At 60.9% G+C, this 20,841-nt stretch carries 21 protein-coding genes; 6 read left to right on the top strand and 15 right to left on the bottom strand.

Translation table 11 applies throughout. The features are described from left to right. Nucleotides 1-84: 84 nt before the first annotated feature. The 3 genes from J2045_RS11425 to J2045_RS11415 all read left to right on the top strand — a co-directional run bounded on the left by J2045_RS11425 (nt 85) and on the right by J2045_RS11415 (nt 4,015). Nucleotides 85-1,011 carry an alpha/beta hydrolase gene (locus J2045_RS11425; RefSeq protein ID WP_307372861.1) on the top strand — a complete coding sequence of 309 codons (927 nt, stop codon included), beginning with the start codon at nt 85-87 and terminating at the stop codon, nt 1,009-1,011. Between the two features lie 155 nt (nt 1,012-1,166). Continuing rightward, entirely contained in the window at nt 1,167-2,366 is a 1,200-nt protein-coding gene (caiB, locus tag J2045_RS11420) for a succinate--glutarate CoA-transferase (protein WP_307373303.1), read from the top strand. After that, nucleotides 2,363-4,015, top strand: a complete 1,653-nt coding sequence (locus J2045_RS11415) for a thiamine pyrophosphate-binding protein (protein ID WP_307372858.1) — start codon at nt 2,363-2,365, stop codon at nt 4,013-4,015. Before caiB ends, J2045_RS11415 begins: the two co-directional genes overlap by 4 nt. 84 nt (nt 4,016-4,099) lie before the next feature. Here the strand turns inward: J2045_RS11415 and J2045_RS11410 are convergent, their stop codons facing one another. Next, entirely contained in the window at nt 4,100-4,684 is a 585-nt protein-coding gene (locus tag J2045_RS11410) for a bifunctional transcriptional activator/DNA repair enzyme AdaA (RefSeq protein WP_307372856.1), read from the bottom strand. Nucleotides 4,685-4,798: 114 nt separating this feature from the next. Here J2045_RS11410 and J2045_RS11405 point away from each other — a divergent pair, with 114 nt between their 5' ends. Then, nucleotides 4,799-5,734 carry a DMT family transporter gene (locus J2045_RS11405; RefSeq protein WP_307372853.1) on the top strand — a complete coding sequence of 312 codons (936 nt, stop codon included), beginning with the start codon at nt 4,799-4,801 and terminating at the stop codon, nt 5,732-5,734. Nucleotides 5,735-5,810: 76 nt separating this feature from the next. Here J2045_RS11405 and J2045_RS11400 read toward each other — a convergent pair whose 3' ends face one another. From J2045_RS11400 to J2045_RS11385, 4 genes are all read right to left on the bottom strand, one after another. Further along, nucleotides 5,811-6,152 carry a RidA family protein gene (locus tag J2045_RS11400; protein WP_307372851.1) on the bottom strand — a complete coding sequence of 114 codons (342 nt, stop codon included), beginning with the start codon at nt 6,150-6,152 and terminating at the stop codon, nt 5,811-5,813. 82 nt (nt 6,153-6,234) lie between these two features. Next, nucleotides 6,235-6,573 carry a protein tyrosine phosphatase family protein gene (locus J2045_RS11395; protein ID WP_307372849.1) on the bottom strand — a complete coding sequence of 113 codons (339 nt, stop codon included), beginning with the start codon at nt 6,571-6,573 and terminating at the stop codon, nt 6,235-6,237. Nucleotides 6,574-6,657: 84 nt separating this feature from the next. Continuing rightward, the gene (locus tag J2045_RS11390; RefSeq protein ID WP_307372846.1) at nt 6,658-7,485 is read right to left on the bottom strand and encodes a DUF4432 family protein; all 828 of its coding nucleotides are present in this window, start codon (nt 7,483-7,485) and stop codon (nt 6,658-6,660) included. Then, nucleotides 7,482-7,964, bottom strand: a complete 483-nt coding sequence (locus tag J2045_RS11385; protein WP_307372843.1) for a MarR family winged helix-turn-helix transcriptional regulator — start codon at nt 7,962-7,964, stop codon at nt 7,482-7,484. Before J2045_RS11385 ends, J2045_RS11390 begins: the two co-directional genes overlap by 4 nt. Before the next feature lie 160 nt (nt 7,965-8,124). On the opposite strand from J2045_RS11385, the gene J2045_RS11380 reads away from it, so the two are divergent. After that, a complete protein-coding gene (locus J2045_RS11380) occupies nt 8,125-9,480 on the top strand; it encodes a L,D-transpeptidase (RefSeq protein ID WP_370873092.1) in 1,356 nt (451 codons plus the stop codon). 97 nt (nt 9,481-9,577) lie between these two features. Here J2045_RS11380 and J2045_RS11375 read toward each other — a convergent pair whose 3' ends face one another. The 10 genes from J2045_RS11375 to J2045_RS11330 form a co-directional block, all read right to left on the bottom strand. After that, nucleotides 9,578-10,297 carry an AAA family ATPase gene (locus J2045_RS11375; protein WP_166602962.1) on the bottom strand — a complete coding sequence of 240 codons (720 nt, stop codon included), beginning with the start codon at nt 10,295-10,297 and terminating at the stop codon, nt 9,578-9,580. A gap of 361 nt (nt 10,298-10,658) precedes the next feature. Then, the gene (locus J2045_RS11370; protein WP_307372840.1) at nt 10,659-11,804 is read right to left on the bottom strand and encodes an iron-containing alcohol dehydrogenase; all 1,146 of its coding nucleotides are present in this window, start codon (nt 11,802-11,804) and stop codon (nt 10,659-10,661) included. Then, entirely contained in the window at nt 11,801-13,186 is a 1,386-nt protein-coding gene (locus J2045_RS11365) for an aldehyde dehydrogenase family protein (protein ID WP_307372836.1), read from the bottom strand. Before J2045_RS11365 ends, J2045_RS11370 begins: the two co-directional genes overlap by 4 nt. A 122-nt stretch (nt 13,187-13,308) precedes the next feature. Next, on the bottom strand, nt 13,309-13,725 hold the full coding sequence (locus tag J2045_RS11360; protein ID WP_307372834.1) for a type II toxin-antitoxin system VapC family toxin: 417 nt from the start codon (nt 13,723-13,725) through the stop codon (nt 13,309-13,311). Next, nucleotides 13,718-14,200, bottom strand: a complete 483-nt coding sequence (locus tag J2045_RS11355; protein ID WP_307372832.1) for a helix-turn-helix domain-containing protein — start codon at nt 14,198-14,200, stop codon at nt 13,718-13,720. Before J2045_RS11355 ends, J2045_RS11360 begins: the two co-directional genes overlap by 8 nt. An 82-nt stretch (nt 14,201-14,282) precedes the next feature. Continuing rightward, entirely contained in the window at nt 14,283-15,650 is a 1,368-nt protein-coding gene (locus tag J2045_RS11350) for a glutamine synthetase family protein (RefSeq protein WP_307372829.1), read from the bottom strand. An 86-nt stretch (nt 15,651-15,736) separates the two neighbouring features. Further along, nucleotides 15,737-16,777 (bottom strand): TRAP transporter substrate-binding protein, encoded by a 1,041-nt coding sequence (locus J2045_RS11345; protein WP_166602968.1) that lies wholly within the window; start codon nt 16,775-16,777, stop codon nt 15,737-15,739. Between the two features lie 104 nt (nt 16,778-16,881). Further along, complete coding sequence (locus J2045_RS11340; protein ID WP_307372826.1) at nt 16,882-18,231, bottom strand: TRAP transporter large permease; 1,350 nt, start codon at nt 18,229-18,231, stop codon at nt 16,882-16,884. After that, a complete protein-coding gene (locus J2045_RS11335; RefSeq protein WP_307372823.1) occupies nt 18,228-18,737 on the bottom strand; it encodes a TRAP transporter small permease subunit in 510 nt (169 codons plus the stop codon). The genes J2045_RS11340 and J2045_RS11335 overlap by 4 nt, the downstream gene beginning before the upstream one ends. Nucleotides 18,738-18,845: 108 nt before the next feature. Next, nucleotides 18,846-19,616 carry an N-formylglutamate amidohydrolase gene (locus J2045_RS11330; protein WP_307372820.1) on the bottom strand — a complete coding sequence of 257 codons (771 nt, stop codon included), beginning with the start codon at nt 19,614-19,616 and terminating at the stop codon, nt 18,846-18,848. Nucleotides 19,617-19,800: 184 nt separating this feature from the next. On the opposite strand from J2045_RS11330, the gene J2045_RS11325 reads away from it, so the two are divergent. Further along, entirely contained in the window at nt 19,801-20,670 is an 870-nt protein-coding gene (locus J2045_RS11325; protein ID WP_370873090.1) for a MurR/RpiR family transcriptional regulator, read from the top strand. Nucleotides 20,671-20,841: the final 171 nt, after the last annotated feature.

The following is a 20,841-nucleotide window of genomic DNA, read 5'->3' as shown; positions in this document are numbered from 1 at the left end:
AATTCCTTTGCCCTCGACCTGCGGCATTGATTGACAGACCGGACGCGGCAGGCAAAACAGGAGAAAAAGCAGGGGGCGATCGGAATGTTTGCAGAGCGACACTGGCTGGACAGCGCAAGCGGCGCGCGTCTCGCCTATCATCGCCATTTGGCTGAGGCCACTCCGCGCGCGATCATCCTCATCTGCCACGGCCTTGCCGAGCATTCCCGCCGCTACGAGGGATTTGCGGGAGCGCTGGCAAAGCGTGGGTATCACGTCTATGCCCACGACCATCGCGGCCATGGCGAAACCACTGCCCCGGATACGGTACCCGGAATGTTCGCACGGACGGGTGGCTGCGCGAAAGTCGTGGCGGATGTGATCGCGCTGCGCGACTTCGCGGCTCAGGCACATCCGGGCCTCCCGGTCGTGCTGCTTGGCCACTCCATGGGCGGCCTGATCGCACTCAACGTGGCAACAGAACACCCGCAGGCCTTCTCTGCCCTGTCGATCTGGAACTCCAATTTCAATCCCGGCCTTGCCGGTCGCGTCGCCCAGGGCGTCCTTTATCTCGAACAGATGCTGAAGGGGTCCGATGTCCCCTCCATGATACTGCCCAAGGCGACGTTCGCCGCCTGGGGCCGCGCCATTCCCGGCCATCGCACGGCCTTCGACTGGCTCTCGCATGATCAAAAGGAAGTGGACGCCTACATCGCCGATCCGCTCTGCGGTTTCGATGCGAGTGTTTCCATGTGGCGCGATATCTTTCGCCTGACCTTCGCCGGCGCCGCCACGGAGAGGCTTGAGCGCCTTCCCCAGCGTCTGCCGGTCTATCTCGTCGGTGGGGCTGAAGATCCCGCCACAAACAAGGGCCGCGAAATCCGATGGCTCGGCCAGCGCATGCTGGATGTGGGAATGACCGATGTCGAGATACTGGTCTATGACGGGATGCGGCATGAGACGCTGAACGAGATCGGCCGTGAAAAACCGATCGCCGACATCCTGACCTGGCTCGACAATCTGGGATTCTGATCCGCGCAGGCTCTTGCCGAAACGGAATGATGCCATGAGAGAAAATCAAGTGCGACCAGCATAAGGCGGCGCTATAGCTCTTTTGACAACAGTTCTTGTCATGACAAAGCGCAAAGGCGCTGATGACAGCAAGCGCATGCCGTATGGAAGGCCTGATGACCGACAGCCACACGCCCAAGCCCCCGCTATCAGGCATCCGCGTGATCGAACTTGCCCGCGTGCTTGCCGGCCCATGGGCAGGCCAGATGCTCGCCGATCTCGGCGCCGATGTGATCAAGGTGGAAAACCCCGAAGGCGGCGACGATACCCGCGCCTGGGGTCCCCCCTTCGTTGAGGGCGCAGACGGCGAAAACCTTTCGGCCGCCTATTACCATTCGACCAACCGCAACAAGCGCTCCATCGCGGTCGACCTCAAGACGCCGGAAGGCCAGGAAACGGTCCGCCGCCTCTGTGCCTCTGCCGATGTCGTCATCGAGAACTTCAAGCGCGGCGGCCTTGAGAAATACGGCCTCGACTATGAGAGCCTGAAGGCGATCAAGCCGAAGCTCGTCTATTGCTCGATAACAGGCTTTGGCCAGAACGGCCCCTATGCCGATTTCGCCGGCTACGACTACATCGTCCAGGGCATGTCCGGCTTCATGTCGATCACCGGCGAGAAGGACGGCGAACCGATGAAGGCAGGCGTTGCCATCGCCGACATCTTCACCGGCATCTATGCGGTGACCGCCATCCAGGCGGCCCTGATCCATGTCATGAAAACCGGCCAAGGCCAGTTCGTCGACATGGCCCTGCTCGACGTCATGTCGGCGGTGCTTGCCAACCAGAACATGAACTACCTGATCTCGGGCAAGCCGCCGACCCGGCTTGGCAATGCCCATCCCAATATCAGCCCCTATGAAGTGGTGCCGACATCAGATGGACACCTGATCCTTGCAGTCGGCAATGACGGGCAGTTCAGGCGCCTCTGCACCATTCTGGGCATCCCCTCCGTCGCCGAGGACGAGCGTTTCGCCACCAACAAGGCCCGTGTCGCCAACAAGGTCGAGGTCCGCCGCATCGTCACCACAGAAACCATGAAGTGGCCGAAGCGCGATCTGCTCTCCGCCTGTGAGGCCAATGCCGTGCCGGCAGGACCGATCAACTCGATCGAGGAAATGTTCGCCGACCCGCAGGTTCAGGCGCGCGGCCTGAAGATCGAGCTGACCGACGACAAGGGCACTGTGATCCCGAGCGTGCGCACCCCGATCGTGCTCTCAGAGACCCCCCTGCGCTACGAGCGCCCAAGCCCGCGCATCGGCGAGCATGGTGAAGACATTCTGGCCGAACTGGCCGAGCTGGAAAGGAAGATGAAATGAAGAGAACCGGCGGAGCCCTGATCGTCGAAGCCTTGAAGGCCAACGGCGTCGAACGCGTGTCCTGCGTTCCCGGCGAAAGCTATCTGGCCGTGCTCGACGCGCTGAAAGACAGCGGCATCGAGACGCTGGTCTGCCGTCAGGAAGGGGGGGCCGCGATGATGGCCGACACCTGGGGTCGCCTCACCGGCAAACCCGGCATCTGCATGGTCACCCGCGGTCCGGGCGCGACGAACGCCTCTGCCGGCCTGCATGTCGCAAAGCAGGATTCGATCCCGATGATCCTCTTGATCGGCCAGATCGGTCGCGACATGAAGGAGCGCGAAGCCTTTCAGGAAGTCGAATACCGCCGCGCCTTCACAGAATTTGCCAAATGGGTCGGCGAGATCGATGACGCCCGCCGCATCCCGGAATTCGTCACCCGCGCCTTTGCCGTCGCCACATCAGGCCGCCCCGGCCCGGTCGTGCTGACGCTGCCCGAGGACATGCTGCTCGACGAGGTCGAAGCCCCGGAAGCGAAGCCCCACACCCCTGTCGAGGCCCATCCCGGCCCGTCCCAGATTGCGGCCCTCGGCGAGATGCTGAAGACCGCCAAACGCCCGATGGTGGTTCTCGGCGGCACCCGCTGGAGCGAGACTTCGGTCGCCGGCATCGAGGCCTTTGCGGAAAAGTTCAAGCTGCCGGTCGGCTGCTCCTTCCGCCGCCAGATGCTCTTCGATCACCTGCATCCCTCCTATGCCGGTGATGTCGGCATCGGCATCAACCCGGCGCTGGCTAGGGAAGTGAAGGAAGCAGACCTCCTCATCCTGCTCGGCAGCCGTTTCTCCGAAATGCCGTCCTCCTCCTATACGCTGATGGACATCCCCTACCCGGCGCAAAAGCTGGTCCATATCCACCCGGATCCTTCCGAACTCGGTCGCGTCTACCGCGCCGATCTGGCCATCTGTGCCGCGCCTGAGGAGTTCGTCGCAGCACTCGGAATCCTCGAGGCACCCGCCGCCCCCACATGGGCCGGGCGCACCGAGAGCATGCACGCCGCCTATCTCGCCTGGTCCACACCGCCCAAGGCAGGCCCCGGCGCCGTGCAGATGGGCCCGATCATGGAGTGGATCGAAGCCAACACGCCAAAGGACGCGATCTTCACCAATGGCGCCGGCAATTACGCCACCTGGCTGCATCGTTTCCACCGCTTCCAGGCTTTCAACACCCAGGCAGCCCCGACCTCCGGCTCGATGGGCTATGGCCTTCCGGCAGCCGTCGCCGCCAAGCAGTTGTTCCCTGAGCGTGAAGTCATCTGTTTTGCCGGTGACGGCTGCTTCATGATGCATGGCCAGGAATTCGCGACCGCCATCCGCTACAACCTGCCGATCATCACGCTGGTCATCAACAACAGCATGTATGGCACGATCCGCATGCATCAGGAGCGCGAATATCCGGGCCGCGTCAGCGCCACTGACCTGACAAACCCCGATTTCGCCGCACTCGCCAAGGCCTATGGCGGCCACGGCGAAACCGTCGAAAAGACCGAAGACTTCGCCCCCGCCTTCCTGCGCGCCCGCGCCTCCGGCAAGCCTGCGATCATCGAGATCAAGCTCGACCCGGAAGCGATCACGCCAAGCCGCACCTTGACTCAAATTCGCAACAAAGCCTGACAGACACTTGAATCAAAACAGAATGGCCGGCTCATCCCCGGCCATTTCTCTGTCCGGGCAAAGGTCACGGCGCGACAGAGACGATCACGAGGAGCGTGGCGCTGAACTCCGTTTGATCGCCGTCGGCGGTCGTTTGTACACCTCCTGAAAGACGGCATTGAACCGCCTGACGCTTCCAAAACCCGCCTGCAGCGCAATCTCGGTGATCGGCATATCAGTGCCGGTCAGCAAGCGCTTGGCACGCTGCACCCGCGCCGTTTTTGCCACCTGCAGCGGGCTTGCGCCGAGATGCTTTTGAAACAGCCGCGTCAGATGCCGTCCGCCCACGCCAACCCGAGCAGCAAGCGCTTCGACAGTCGCACCCGGCGCATCCAGTGCGCCTTCCTCGCGGATCAGTCGAGCTGCCCGTTCGACGATGGCCGCACTGCCCTTCCAGGCCGGGCTGAAAGGGGCCGTTTCGGGCCGGCAGCGAAGACAAGGCCTATAGCCCGCAAGTTCGGCAGCAGCCGCGCTCGGCAGGAATTCGATATTGCAGCGATAAGGCTGGCGCACCGGGCAGACACAACGGCAATAGATCCCGGTTGTTCGAACGCCGATAAAGAACCGGCCGTCAAACTGGGGATCACGCGCAAGCCATGCCCGCTCACATTGGTGGATATCCAAGCTCATGACCCGAGATTACATCAGCGTTTAGAGCGCCAAAAGGACAGAGTCCGAATCCGGCGAGCAAATCGCGGTTCGGCGGGTCACTCATGGCCAACCGATCCACCGTGGAACCATCGCATGCAGACGAACCAATCCATGGGCCTCACCGACTGGGCTCTCCTCCTGACACTGTCCGTCCTGTGGGGCGGCTCCTTCTTCTTTTCCAAAGTCGCCCTCTCCGAACTGCCGCCGCTCTCGGTGGTGCTGGCCCGCGTGTCGATCGCAGCGCTTGCCCTGTTCGTCTACCTGCGCTTGAGCCGCCAGTTCCTTCCCGCCGACGCGACCACCTGGACCGCCTTCTTCGGCATGGGGCTGCTCAACAATCTCATCCCCTTCACGCTTCTCTTCTGGGGGCAGACCCAGATTGCCAGCGGCCTGGCCTCGATCCTCAACGCGACCACACCGATCTTCTCGATTCTCGTCGCGCATTTTCTGACATCGGACGAAGGCATCACGCGCAACAAGCTCGTCGGCATCGCCCTTGGGTTCTTGGGTGTCACAGTGCTGATGGCCGGAAACCACGTGAAGACCGAGGCCATACCGCTTCTGCCCCTCCTCGCCTGCCTCGGTGCGGCCCTGTCCTATGGCTTTGCTGGCGTCTTCGGCCGGCGCTTCCGGCGCATGGGCATTTCGCCTGCTACCAGTGCATTCGGCCAGGTATCGGCGACGACGCTGATGATGATACCCGTGGTCGCGCTGGTCGATACACCATGGCATCTGCCGATGCCGGGAATGACGACCGTCGCTGCGCTTCTGGGACTCGGGCTGCTCTCCACGGCGCTTGCCTATATCCTCTTCTTCCGCATTCTCGCTGTCGGCGGCGCAATCAACAGTTCCCTCGTCACCCTGCTCATTCCCGTCAGCGCCATCCTGCTCGGCTATCTGTTCCTCGGCGAAAGATTGGCCTCCAACCATTTCGCCGGAATGGGCCTGATCGCGCTCGGACTGCTCTCCATAGACGGGCGCTTTTTCCGTTGGCTTGCCGCAAGGCGAAATCAAAACACTGGCATCTGACCACCGCAGAAGCGAAGGCAGCAAAAAGGCCGGAATCGCTCCCGGCCTTCTGTAAGCAATTGCGGTCTCTGAAAAATCAGAGAGCAGCCGTAACGATGAACTCGACCTTGTAGTCCGGGGTCGCAAGTGCTGCTTCCGACGTGGCGCGGGCCGGCGGGTTGGCAGGATCAATCCAGCCTTCCCAGACGGCGTTCATTTCGCCGAAGGTCGACATGTCGGAGAGGTAGATGATCGTCTGCAGGATCTTTGACTTGTCCGAACCGGCAGCCGCCAGCAGGCGGTCGACTTCGGCAAGCGCCGACTTCGACTGCTCGGTCACCGATGCGCCTTCGCCAACCTGGCCGGCGAGATAGACTGTGTTGCCGTGGACGACGGCGGCGCTCATGCGCTTGCCGGGCTCGATACGCTTGATGCTCATGGGAAAACTCCTGCTTGAGGCTTGGGTGAAACACAGACGGGCCGGAGGCGAAGCTCCGGCCGTTCATGATGAAAGGAAGGGTTTAGCCGCGCTGGCGAAGGGCGTGCTCGTAGGTCGCCGTCGAGCGGGCGCCCGAACGGCAATAGCCGAGCATCGGCCGCTCGAACTCTTCCAGCGCATCGACCATGTCGGCGACGGCATCGGGCGTCACGCCCATCGGGCCGACAGGCACATGCTTGATCTTCAGTCCCAGCTCTTCCGCACGTTTGGCAACGGCCGCGAATTCCGGCTGGCCAAAATCTTCCCCGTCGGGGCGATGGCAGACGATCGACTTGAAGCCGAGCGCCTTGATCTCGTCGACCTCGTCGACGGTGATCTGGCCGCTGACCGAATATTCCTCGTTGATCTCACGGATGTTCATCGGGGCACCTCGTCAATTTCTTGGGGCCAAACATCTACGACGGGCATCCGAAAGCGTCAATCGCGACAGGCTCGCCGTCCCGCCTCAGACGAAGGAAAAGGCCAGCCCGTAGTCACGGCTTTCGCCCGGCTGCAGCATGTTGAATTCGCCGACCGCTTCGAGCTCGGCACGCCCGACCCAACGATGCGAGACCGGCTCGATGCCGAGCACATGCGCAGGCAGCCTCTGGTTCCGCCAGACCTGCAGATGCGGCAGCGTATCCGTGCGGAAGCGGACCTTGAGCCGCTTGCCACCGATCGCCGCGATCGGTCCGAGACGAAGCTCCGCCCAGCCACCATGGCCTGCGGGCACGCAGAAGATGCCGCCATCCCCTTCGCCAAACGCCCAGGGAAGAGCACCACCTTCGAGCATCGCGCCTTCCAACCGGGTCAAAGGGTCGAAATGCTTCGCGCCAAGATTCATGTGATACATCAGAAATGTCGGAAACGCGGTATCGCCGACATTGACGACGGTATCGGCAAGCTGCACCTCGCCGCTCTCGCTCTTCAGGCGCCACTGCCGCCGGAGCTCAGCCCGGCCGCCTGCAGCAAGGGACACGTCAACGACGGCGCGCGCCACGAGATCGTCACCCTCGACCGTCATCTCGATTGAATGGGCCGGATTGGCCGAGAAGGAACCATGCAGGGGATAGAAACCTGCGCTCCCGGCAATCGGCTCCCTGTGTCGGATATGATCTGGCCCACAGGTGAAAAGAAAGCCCTCAAGCGAATGGTCGATGCGCGGATCGCCATCGTCAGGTATTGCCCGCCCCGGTGAAAGATCCACGCCATCGACGATGCAGGCGCCGATGTCGAATACCGATGCAGCATCCAGGGCCAGCCGCGGTCCCTTGGGACCGGAAAACATGATCATACGAGAGGTTCCTCGGATTGCCGCTGCGGCGCTCTGAGGTGACCGGTAGAAATCAAATCCTCCACACCGACGAGTCCGCTGTCGAGGGAGGAGAGATAGGCGATGTTGACGCTGCGCTCAAGCCAGCGCTGGAAAGCCTCGGCATCGCTAGCAAGCCGGTCGAAACGCTGCCGCCCCTTCGGCGTGAGCGACAAGAGCTCGAAGCGCCGATCGGACCGATCTTTCTTGCGCTGCAGGTAGTCCTTGTCCTCCAGAACCTTCACCGCCCGGCTGATCTTCGTCTTCGACAGGCCCGAATGACCGGAGATCGCCTTGGCCGTCGTCGGGTTGTGTTCGCCGAGAGACCAGAGCACCTGCCATTCGGACCAGGACAATTCGTCCTCTGATCCGCAGAACTGCATGAAGCCATTGTCGACGCTTTCGGCGATCCGGATCAGCCGAAAGGGCAGAAAGGCTTCCATTCTCAGTCGATCATGCATGCTCTCCCCCTTCGATCCGGGCGATACATTTCCGCATCTGAACCCGGTCGCTCAACTGTCCCCACAGCGAGTTAACCCTATTTTCATTATGAATTCACCTTTTCCACATTAGTGTCAAATTTGTCGCGTTGATCGCCGGCTCAGATGAGGAAACCGAATCGTGTTCGACATCAGGAATTCTGGCTTGGTACTGGCGGTTTTGACCGCCGCTTCGCTCGTTTCAGCGAGCGCTACTTGGGCACAATCGGTCTACGACTATCGCCGATCGCATACCCTGCTCGTGTCTCCGGAGGGAGACATTCTGGACTATGTCCCGGAAGCGGGAGAGGTCGTGATCAGTCGTGACCGTATGGGACGCACAGTCCTGATCGATCGCATGGGCAATCTCGTCGCGACCGAGATCCCGGCGGAAAGCTATTTCCCGCCCCGCCAGGGTGGCGGCAACCGGGCCCTGCCCGGCGTCTATGATCCCTATGGGCAACCCGAACCCGCCCCTCGCGGTTGGGACGACGATGTGACCACCGCATCGATCCCTGACGCAGCGCCCAACGACGGCATGCCGCTCGATGGCTCGCCGCAGGACATGCCCTATGGCGGCCCGGATCTGCCCGCTCCCGCAGATACGGCCCCCTCCCGCACAGTCACCCCGGAAATCCCAGTCAAAAGTGACCTTTCACGCCTCGAAATCACGGCACTTCAGGTCTTCCTCGATCGCGAAGGCATTTCTCCCGGCGTGATCGATGGCAAGATGGGCCAGAACGTCAACAAGGCCATCGTCGCCTGGGAGCAGATGACCGGCGAAACGCTGGACCCGAACAATGCCGATGACATCCTGGAGCGCCTGCGCCTGTCCGGCGGGCTGGCGATCAAGAGCTACACGATCACGGCTGGCGATGCCGCCGGCCCCTTCGTCGCCTCTATCCCGGATGACTATGCCCACAAGGCACAGTTGCCGGCGATGTCCTATACCTCGACGGTCGAGATGCTCGCCGAGCGCTTCCACATGGACGAAGCCTATCTGCGCGAACTGAACCCAGGCGCAGACTTCTCGATCCCGGGCACCACGATCAAGGTGGTCGAGCCAGGTCCGATCAAGAAGGGAAGTGTCGCGCGCATCGTCGCCAACAAGGGCCTGAAACAGGTCTTCGCCTATGGCGAGGATGGCGCTCTCGTTGCCGCCTATCCGGCAAGCATCGGCTCGGCCGATACGCCCTCGCCCACCGGCACGGTGACCATCGATCGCATCGCGCTCAATCCGGGCTATACCTACAACCCGAAGGTCAACTTCCAGCAGGGCAACAATACCCAGATCCTGCAGATCCCGCCGGGCCCCAACGGCCCTGTCGGCACGGTCTGGCTGGCACTGTCCAAGCCGACCTATGGCATCCACGGCACGCCCGAACCCTCCAAGATCGGCCGCACCCAGAGCCACGGCTGCATCCGCCTGACCAACTGGGATGCAACGGAACTGGCCAAGATGGTCAAGGCAGGCGTGACGGTCGAATTTGTCGAGTAAACGACCGGCGACGTTCGACCGCCGATGACAATCTACAAACAAAGAGACCGCCGGCGTCCCCCGGCGGTCTCTTTGTATTGGATAGGAAGTCTGACGACTACGCTGCCGAGCGAACCAGCCGGAACAGGCGGCGCGGCTCGCCGGAGCGGATGATTTTCACCGGCAACAGGCGCATGACTTCGGAGGCGAAGGCCTTGGCGTTTTCCTGGGCCTTGTCGAGATTGCTGATTCGCGCTGCATCCATCGAATACAGCGTGCCTCCACAGTCGAAGATCTCACGATAGGCGCTGCGCTCGGCAATCGGTGTGTTGACGACGTTGACGCCGCGAGCGGCAAGCAGGCCCTTGATCGTCAGCAGCGCACGCGTCGTCACCATTGAGGTGACGCGGGTCAGGACGACCGAATGCGGAATGACCATATTGCCGGCACCTTCCATAAGCTTGATCAGATCCAGGATCTGAGCGCCGCCCTTGGCGTCCATGGCGCAACCTTGCACCGGGATCATCACGTGATCCGACAGACCGATCGCCGTCGTCACCATCGCGTCACGCGCGCCGGCCAGATCCATGATGATGTAGTCGTTTGTGCGCGAGAGTTCGCGGATATGTCCCTGGACAGAGGCCACGGTCACTTCCGAGATCACTTCTATGTTGCGTTGCGGACCGGAGATCTCGTGCCACTGGGTGATCCAGCGCTGCGGATCGGCATCCAGGATAGCGACGCGGTAGCCCTGATGGGCCAGTTCAGTGGCGAGAAGAAGGGCTGCGGTGGTTTTGCCGGCACCGCCCTTGGCATTGGCAAAAGAAATGACTGGCATGCTGTTTCCTTGGGAGGTCGGATCCGAGCGGCTCATCGCTCTTGAGCAGCCAGCATCATCGGCGCCCCACGCATTGATCATGGAGCAAACATGGTTAACAAAATGGAAACGGGACACCTGGCACCCTCCCCCATAATGGGGAGAAGCGACGGAAAAACAAAGTATATTCGCAAATAAGAATGCGCAGGTCCGTCCCTACTGAGCCGCGCACAGATAGACATCTGCCGACATGCGGCGGCGCGACTTGCCCTGCCCTGACATCTGCCAGCAAGGGGCTGGACGGATCACAAGCGCATGAGCAAGACACGAAAAAGACCCCGCCACACAGTGACGGGGTCCTCAATGCGATCAGCGCGAACTGTCAGAAGCAGTCGGCGAACAGCTTCTTGGTATTTTCGAGCGTCATCTTGACCGGATTGCCGCCCGCACTCGGATCCTCGATCGCCATGGCGGAGAGTTCGTCGATCCGGTCATTGGCAATGCCCATGGCGGTCAGGTTAGCCGGCACATGCAGTTCTGCCCGAAGCGCCAGGACGTAGTCATAGAAACCGTCGAAGCCGCCTGCGATACCGAGATAGGCAGCTGCGCGCTCGATCTTGTCCTCGATCACATGCCGGTTGAACTTCAGCACCGGTGGCATCACGACCGCGTTGGTCATGCCATGATGGGTGTTGTAGACAGCGCCGATCGGGTGCGACAGCGCATGGATCGCGCCAAGCCCCTTCTGGAAGGCCACCGCACCCATCGCAGCCGCCGACATCATGTTGGTCCGCGCTTCGAGGTCGGTGCCATCATGATAGGCGCGCGGCAGGAACTCCTTGACCAGCCGCATGCCTTCGAGCGCGATGCCCTGGCTCATCGGGTGATAGAAAGGCGAGGAATAGGCTTCCAGGCAATGCGCGAAGGCGTCCATGCCGGTGCCAGCCGTGATCATCTTCGGCATACCGACGGTCAGTTCCGGGTCGCAGATAACAACGCCGGGCAGGAACTTCGGATGGAAGATGATCTTCTTCACATGCGTGACGGAGTTGGTGATGACGGAAGCGCGACCGACTTCCGAACCGGTGCCCGCCGTGGTCGGCACGGCGACGATCGGGGCAATGGCGTCGGAATTGGCGCGGGTCCACCAGTCACCGATATCCTCGAAGTCCCAGACAGGCCGCGTCTGGCCAGCCATGAAGGCGACGCACTTGCCGAGATCGAGACCGGAGCCGCCACCGAAGGCCACGACGCCGTCATGGCCGCCATCCTTGTAGGCCTTGATGCCGGCCTCAAGGTTCTTCTCATTCGGGTTCGGATCGACATCGGCAAAGAGCGCGCGACCGAGGCCGGCTTCTTCCAGCACGTCGAGCGCCGTCTGGGTGATCGCCATCGGGGCGAGACCCCGGTCGGTGATCAAGAGCGGCTTCTTCATGCCGAGCGACTTGCAGGCGTCCGCCAGTTCCTTGATGCGGCCACGTCCCATCTTGACGGCGGTGGGGTAGCTCCAGTTGGCGACGATGTTCATTTCGTGACTTTCTTCAGGTGGTAGGATTTTGGACGGGTAAGATTCTGGAAGCCGAGCACGGAGAGCGAACCGCCCTTGCCGGTTTCCTTGACGCCGGTCCAGCAGAGCGCCGGGTCGAGATAGTCGGCACGGTTCATGAACACGGTGCCGGTTTCGACATCGCGGCCGATGCGCGCGGCGCGCTCCGGATCCTGCGTCCAGAGCGAGGCGGTCAAGCCATAGGGGCTGTCATTCATCAGGCCGAGCGCTTCCTCATCGCTCTTCACCTTCATGATGCCAACCGCCGGACCAAAAGTCTCGTCCTTCATGAAGGCCATGGAGTGATCGACGTTCACGAGCACCTGAGGCATGATATAGGCGCCGCCGTCATCCGCCGGGAAAAGCTTCGGATCAACGAGCGCCTTGGCGCCCTTCGAGACCGCATCGGCGATCTGCTCGCGCACGACTTTGGCGAAACGCTTGTTGGCCATCGGTCCGAGCGTCGTTTCCGGATCGAGCGGATTGCCGAGCTTGTAGTTCGACACCCAGGCGACCGACTTCTCGACAAAGGCGTCGTAGAGGCTCTCATGCACATAGATGCGCTCGATGCCGCAGCAGCACTGGCCGGAATTGTAGGTGGCACCATCCATCAGCGTATCGACGGCAGCGTCGAGGTCCGCGTCGTCCATGACGTAGCCCGGATCCTTGCCGCCGAGCTCAAGACCGAGGCCGGCAAAGGTGCCGGCAGCGGCCCGCTCGATCGAACGCCCACCTTCGACCGACCCGGTGAAGTTGATGAAGTTAAAATTGCCGGCGGCAATCAGCGCCGAGGTCGTGGCGTGATCGAGGAACAGGTTGATGAAGACATCGTCAGGCACGCCGGCCTCGACAAAGGCGCGCACCATGCGCTCGCCGACGAGAAGCGTCTGCGTCGCATGCTTGATGACCACGGTATTGCCGGCCATCAGCGCCGGCGCAATCGTGTTGATCGCGGTCATGTAAGGATAGTTCCACGGCGCGATGACGAAGACGACGCCATGCGGCTCACGCTCGATGCGGCGCTCGAAGCTTGCACTGTTTTCAACGACCAGCGGCGCCAGCGCGTCAGCAGCAACAGCCGCGACATAGTTCGAACGCTCGTTGAAACCCTTGTATTCGCCGCCATAGCGGATCGGGCGCCCCATCATATGGGCGAGTTCCGGCACCACTTCGTCCGACATCTCGTTGAGGCGGGCAACGCCCTTCAGCACCAACTGAACGCGGTCTTCCAGAGGCCGGCGCGCCCAGGCCTTCTGCGCCTTGCGGGCGCGACCGACGGCTTCGGTGGCAGCCTCCAGCGACATGGCCGGTCGCTCGGCGTAAACCGATCCGTCGATCGGCGAAATGCATTGGATCATCGTCATCTTCACTTGCTCCTTCGAGCTGAGCAGACTTTCGTTGGCAAGCCAACGATTCATCCGCTTAGCGTCTTTGTTTTGTCGCAGGTTCTCATCGTAAAACCGTGGGACACTTTTACGAAACCTGCTTAGCAGGCCAGCACTTTCACATGACCCGCCGCGCCATAGGTCAGAATGGCGCGGTCGCGGGTCACGATCGTCAAATCATAGGACCGCGCCGTGGCAATCAGGATGCGGTCGATAGGGTCCTTGTGGATCGGCTGCGGCAGGAAACAGGACGCGATGAATATCCCGGAAGTTACCTGCTGCTCAACGAATCCCCCGTCCCGCAAATAGCCGCGATACCAATCTTCCGCCTCACGCGTCTCCCGAATCCGTCCTTTTGACAGCAACATGGCCAGTTCCCAAGCCGTCGCAGACGACACGAACACGGGGACCATCTGTATCCTGCTTTCACCCAGAATCCGCAAGGAATCCGGCGCCAATTCCCCGTGCTGCGACATCCAGATTACGAAACACGTGTCGAGCAGAAATCCGCTACTCATTGTAGAGCTTCTCGCCCCATTCCTCATCCCAGTCCATCGGCGCGGTCAGATCCACTCCGGGCATGATGGTTATCGTACCAGCCATACAGCCATAGGCCGGATGAAGCTCTACCAGGGTGCCGTCGTCCTTCTCCATCCAGCGCTTGCCGTCCTTGTAGACTATGTCGTCGGGACCAAACATCTTGCCAGCGGGTATCCAGCCGGGCGGGCTGCCGGGATAAAGCTCATAGGGCTTCTGCTTCTCCTCCTCGAAACCGGTGAAAACGCTGTCGCCGCGGCGGTGCATCGCCACAGTCTCAAGAGGCACCCCAAGAAAGACGGAAATCGCATCCTGCTCCTCGGCGCTCATTTTGCGGTCGCCCTTCAGCATCCGCGAAACGGAACTCGGGTCGAGGCCAAGAAAAGCGGCCAGTTCCCGAGCCGATGCCCCCTTGCGCTCAAGCTCGCGGTAGAACCATTCGCTGTCGATCGCCATCACAATACCTCCATCTCGACATCCGGAAACGTATCACGATGTTGATTTTTCAACAATCCACCACAGAGTAAGTGCGATTATCTCAAGCTCGTTCAAACCCGCGCGCCACCTCCCAGTCGGTAATCCGACGGTCATATTCTTCCTGCTCCCACTCGGCAGCCCTTACATAATGATCCACCACGTCATCGCCGAAAGCGGCCCGCAGCATGGCCGAACCGCGAAGCGTTTCGGCGGCCGCCCGCAGTGTCCTTGGAATTTCGCGGGCGCCCTGCGCACCATAGGCGTCGCCCGAGAATTCCGGCTCCAGCGCCATCTTCTTCTCGATCCCGTCGATGCCGGCGGCCAGAAGGGCAGCCATGGCAAGATAGGGGTTGAGGTCGGAGCCGCCGACGCGGCATTCGACGCGGATGCCCTTGCTCGCCTCGCCGCACAGGCGGTAGCCGGCGGTGCGATTGTCCTTCGACCAGATCGCCTTGGTCGGTGCAAAGGTGCCCGCGACGAAGCGCTTGTAGGAATTGATATAGGGCGCCAGGAAATAGGTGAACTCGCCGGCATGGGCCAGAAGCCCGGCCATATAGTGCTTCATGGTCTCCGACATGCCGTATTGACCGTCCTTGTCGAAGAACAGCGGCGTCTGGCCATCGGCAGACCACAGCGACTGGTGGATATGCGACGAGGAGCCTGCGGCATTGTAATGCCACTTGGCAAGGAAGGTGATCGCCTTGCCCTTCGACCAGGCAATCTCCTTGCAGCCATTCTTGATGATCACATGCCGGTCGGCCATGGTGAGCACGTCGGCATAGCGGACGTTGATCTCTTCCTGGCCGGCGGATGCCTCACCCTTGGAATTCTCGACGGGGATACCCGCCCCCTGCAACCCCTTGCGGATCGCCCGCATGACGCCCTCTTCCTTGGTCGTCTGGAAGATGTGGTAATCCTCGTTATAGCCCGAGACCATTTTCAGGTCGCGATAGCCGGAAAGCCGCGCCTCGTCATAGGTCTGGTCGAAGAGGAAAAATTCGAGTTCGGTCGCCATGAAGGCCTTCATGCCCATGGCCTCAAGCCGGGCGACCTGCTTCTTCAGGATCGCGCGCGGCGAATGCGGCACCTCGGCATGAGTGGCATGGTCGAGCATGTCGCAAAGAACAAGCGCCGTACCTTCGAGCCAGGGAATCCGACGCAGCGTCGAAAGATCGGGCTTCATCGTGTAGTCGCCGTAACCCTTCTCCCAGCTGGTTGCCTTGTAGCCGGAGACCGTTTCCATCTCCATGTCGGTCGCCAGCAGATAGTTGCAGCTATGCGTTTCCTTCCAGGCGCTCTCGACGAAGAACTCTGCCTGAAAGCGCTTGCCCATCAAACGGCCCTGCATGTCCACCTGACACGCCAGAACCGTGTCGATGCGTCCCTCAGTGACGTCCTTTTTCAGATCTTCGAATGTGTAAGTGGTCATCTCGGTGTTCCCAGGGCAGCGCTTGGCTCATGCCGTCTTGTTTATGATGGTGACCCGGCGAAACGCCGGGCCACCGCTTCTGTTGATCAGCCGTAGCGGTAAGGCTTGCCGGCCTTTTCCATGTCGGCATTGTACTTCTTCAGGATCTCGACGACCTTGCCGGTGCGCGGGGTCTGCTTGGCAACCTCCTCCCAGAAGACATGCGCTGCATCTTCGACGGTCTTCCATTCGGCATCCGGGATGCTGGTGAGTTCGAGACGGCCACCTTCTGCACGAAGCCGGGCTTCGCCACCCCAGTACCAGTGCAGGCGCTTGTAGTGGGAGGAATCCATGCACATCTGCCAGAGGGTCTGCAGATGCGGCGGCACTTCCTTCCAGCGGTCGGCATTGGCAAAGAACGAACCCGCCCAGCCGCCAGAGACGTTGTTGGTGAGGAAGTATTTGGTCACATCCACCCAGCCAGAGGTGAAGACTTCCGTGATGCCGGACCAGGCGATCGCATCGATTTCACCGGTCTGCATGGCGACCGGCACGTCTTCGAACGGAATGGTGACCGGCACGACGCCGAACTGCGACAGGAACTGACCGGCCGTCGGGAAGGTGAAGACGCGCAGGCCCTTCAGATCGTCGAGCTTGGTGATCGGCTTGTTGGTGGCAAAGTTGCACGGATCCCAGGCGCCGGCCGACAGCCACTTCACGCCGACTTCCGTATAGGCTTCGTCCCAGATCTCGGCGAGACCGTATTCGTAAAACAGCGTCGGCACGTCGAGGCTGTAGCGCGAGGCGAACGGGAAGTAGCCGCCGAAGACCTTGATATCAACAGGCGAGTTCATCGAATCGTCGTCCGACTGGACGGCATCGATCGTGCCGGCCTGCATGGCGCGGAACAGTTCGCCGGTCGGAACCAGCTGGTCAGCCGTGAAGAGCTGGATTTCCATCTCGCCATTGGCCGCCTTGTTGAAGGCGTCGACGGCAGGCCGGATGACGAATTCGGCGAGTGCCGCACCGGCATAGGTCTGCAGGCGCCAGGTGATCTTGGCATTCTGGGCTTTGACATAAGGGGCTGCCAGAACGGCGGGGGTCGCCATGGCGGCCGTCTTCAGGAATGAACGTCTGCTGTTGGTCATTTCGTTTCCCTCTGTTTTCGTTTCTCTTCAAACCCGCCATCCCTGAGGTCCGACGGGTAGTCCTGGTGCCGGGCCCGTTTGCCGGGCCTCTTGTCATTCGAACGCTAACCTCTGAGATAGATCTGGCTCGGCAGCCAGGTCGCAATCTGCGGGAAGATCATGATGATCACCATGCCGAGCAGCATGATCAGCACGAAGGGCACGACCGACCGATAGATGTCGATCAACCGGAAATCGGGCGGCGCCATCGCCTTCATGAGGAAGAGATTGTAGCCGAAGGGCGGTGTCATGTAGGCGATCTGGCAGGTGATCGTGTAGAGGACGCCGTACCAGATGAGCGCGTTCTCGACACCCAGATCGAGCTTGCCGACCAGCGGAATGTAGAGCGGCGCGACGATGACCAGCATGGCCGTGTCGTCGAGGAAGGCCCCCATCACCAGGAACGACAGCTGCATCATGATCAGGATCTGCCAGGGTGTCAGACCGATATCATTGACCAGCAGGTTCTCGATCGCCTTCACAGCCCCCAGACCGTCGAAGACGGCGCCGAAGCAGAGGGCCGCCAGAATGATCCACATGAACATGCAGGAGATGCCGAGCGTCTGCTCCAGCACCCGGTTCCACACCGCCTTGGTCAGGCGGCCTTTGTACCAGGCGGCGAAGAGCGCACCGAGCGCACCGACGGCAGAGCTTTCCACAAGGCTGGTGATGCCCATCAGAAAGAGACCCATCATCAGGAAGAAGATGAGGAACGGCAGGATGCCCGCCTGCAGCAGTTTCAATTTCTCGCGCATCGGCATGTCGCGCTCTTCCTTGGGAAGGGCGGGGCCGAGCGCCGGATTGAGGCGGCAACGGATGTAGATGTAGATACAGAACAGGGTCGCGAGCAGCAGCCCCGGGAAGACGCCCGCAAGCCACAGCTGGCTGACCGGCTGGCGCGCAATCATGCCGTAAAGCACCAGCACCACGCTCGGCGGAATGAGGATCCCGAGCGAACTTCCGGCCTGAATGACACCGGAGACCATGATCTTGTCGTAGCCACGGCGCAGCAATTCGGGCAGCGCAATCGACGCGCCGATTGCCATGCCCGCAACCGAGAGCCCGTTCATCGCCGAGATCACGACCATCAGTCCGATCGTACCGATCGCAAGACCACCCGGCATGCCGCCGAACCAGACGTGGAAGGCCTTGTAGAGATCTTCCGCAATGCCCGATTCCGAAAGCATGTAGCCCATATAGATGAACAGCGGCAGCGTCAGCAGCGGATACCACTTCATCAGCTTCATGCCGGCCGAGAAGCCCATCTCGAAGCCACCATTGCCCCAGAGCACGGCGGCGGCAACGACGCCGACGAAACCGATCGTCGCAAACACGCGCTGCCCTGTCAGCATCGACATCATCATCGATGAGAACATCAGGAGCGCGATCATTTCATAGCCGAGGAAATCACTCATGCGATCGGCCTCTCCATCGCGATTGCAAGGTCCTTGATCAGGATCGAGGTGGCCTGCAGGAAGGTGAGGAAGATACCGATCACCATAACAATCTTGATGGGCGCCATGTAGGGCGACCAGGAGGAATAGCTCGTCTCACCATATTGAACGGCGTAGGTCGTGCTCGACACTCCACCCCAGAGCAGGAAGAACAGGTAGACGAAGAGCATCATGATCGTGATCACGTCCACGACGGCCTTTGTCCTCGGCGACCAGCGGCCGTAAAGCAGATCCATGCGCACATGGCTATCGAGCTGAAGCGAATAGGCGCCGCCGAGCAGGTAGTAACCGGCCATGACGAACTGCGCCATTTCCAGCGTCCAATGTGCCGGTAGAAACATGCTCTTCGACAGCGAGGAATAAAGCAGGATGCCCATCATGACGAAGACGCCATACATGACGATCCGACCGACGCGGCGATTGAAGGCGTCGACGACACGGACATAGGTTTGCAGGGCTTGCGGCATCAGGCTACCGCTGCCCCGGACCGCTTTGGCAGTCCTTTTTCAATGCTTTCATGTGCCGGCATCCGTTCCCTCATTGACTTTTTTGGTTTGACCAGCGGCTGGAAATAGTTATGCGGCCCTTTCGAGCGCTTTCGAAATCAAGTCCGCGAGATAGGAAGCCACAGCCTCCACACCGGCAGAATCGCGAACGAGATCGTTGCGGACCTCGATCATCACATTGGCAAGGCCCTGCGGTATCGCATGCAGGCGCAGCGTATGGGTGACGCCATCTTCCGGCCCATAGGGCGAATTGCGCTCAACCCTGTAGGGACCACTCTTCGATGCCTCGAGCATTGCATCGGCCAGGCGGCTGTCGGCATCGTGAAGAATGCCGATCTCGACCTCTCTCGGCTTGCCGAAGTAAACGGGCGTGAACGTATGGACGGTCACGATGACCGGCTGCAGCCCAGCCCCCTGAAGTCGGGTGATTTCGGCGGCTAACCGATCGTGAAACGGGATGTAGAGCGCAGCCGTTCGCGCATAACGCTCTGCGGGACCGAGGTCCCGGTTGCCGGGGATCTCGTAGATCTCGCTCTTCTCCGGCATCGCCGCAGGCGATTCCGGTGGACGGTTGCAGTCATAGATGAGCCGCGAGAAGCGCTGGTGCACCAGCAATCCGTCGAGTGCCGTCGACAGACGCCCTGCAATCGCAAGAGCGCCGGGGTCCCAGGCGATGTGGCTGGAAAGCGCTTCCGGTGAAAGTCCAAGGTCACCCGCCGATGGCGGGAGAAGCGAGGACGCATGCTCGCAGACAAGCACGACGCCGCTTGCCGCCGTCGCATTCTCAAGCGCGACAGCCTCACCGTCAGACGCCGTCAGGATCCCCGACCTCAAGAGCATGCTGATTGTTCCCCCGGGCTCTTTGGCCCAATCTATTTTCGAAGAGAATTCTTCACGGTTAAGCATCTGTCAATCCGCTACTGAAAAATTCTCTTCAAGGGGCGGTTGACTCAATTGTGACAGCGAGGCTTAATCCAAAAAAAGCTGGCAACAGACCAGCTTGAGGGGAGTCAATCGGTTCTTGATGAATGCGTCGACCACGGTGTCGGACGTGATCCATGCCCATTTTGACGGGCTGACGCGTGCCGAACGGCAGCTGGCAGAGAGCCTGCTGAACAACTACCCTGTGTCAGGACTGGGGAGCATAACGACCGTTGCCGAAAACGCCGGCGTCTCGACCCCGACGGTTGCCCGTATGGTGCAAAAGCTCGGTTACAAGGGCTACCCGGAATTTCAGGCCCATCTACACCTCGAACTTGAGGCAACGATCTCCAACCCGATCACCAAACACGACCGCTGGGCAGCGAACGCACCGAACCGCCACATCCTCAACCGCTTTGCAGAAGCGGTCATGGCCAATCTCCGCTCGTCTCTCGGTGAGTTGAAGACGGCAACATTCGATGATGCCGCCCGCCTCATCGGTGACCGCAACCGCAATCTCTATTTCGTCGGCGGACGCATCACCGGCGCACTTGCGGAATACTTCTTCACCCACATGCAGGTCATCCGGCCGCGCACGACCTTGATGTCGTCGAATGCCAGTTCGTGGCCGCAGCATGTGCTCAACATGCAGGACGGAGACGTTCTGGTGATCTTTGACATCCGCCGCTACGAGGCCGACCTCACGACGCTCGCCGAAGTCGCGCGCGCCAATGGCGTTCAGATCATTGTGTTTACGGACCAGTGGATGTCGCCGGTAGCACAGCATGCCCGGCACTGTTTCAAGCTCCATATAGAGGCACCCTCGGCATGGGACAGCTCCGTGGTGACGCTGTTCGTCGTGGAAGCCCTGATCGAAGCCGTGCAGAGCTCGTCCTGGGACGAGACGCGCGAGCGCATGAATACCCTTGAGGGTCTGTTTGAGCAGGCACGCCTGTTTAGAAGACCCCGATGAGGAGCAACCCGACGAAATGGAGGAACCATTTTCTGGATGACGCGACACACGACTGCAAAGAAGAACCGGCAGCGAAGTCATCCGTCACATAACCATAACACAGCGCACCTAAGTGAACCGCATCGCTGCCAAACCTCAGAGGAGAACCACAGTGACCAAGACCATTCGTAA

Source organism: Peteryoungia aggregata LMG 23059, assembly GCF_030814435.1.
Classification (GTDB): Bacteria; Pseudomonadota; Alphaproteobacteria; order Rhizobiales; family Rhizobiaceae; genus Allorhizobium; species Allorhizobium aggregatum.
Note: the sequence above shows the minus strand (reverse complement) of the source record. Positions and strands in the feature narration are given on the sequence as shown.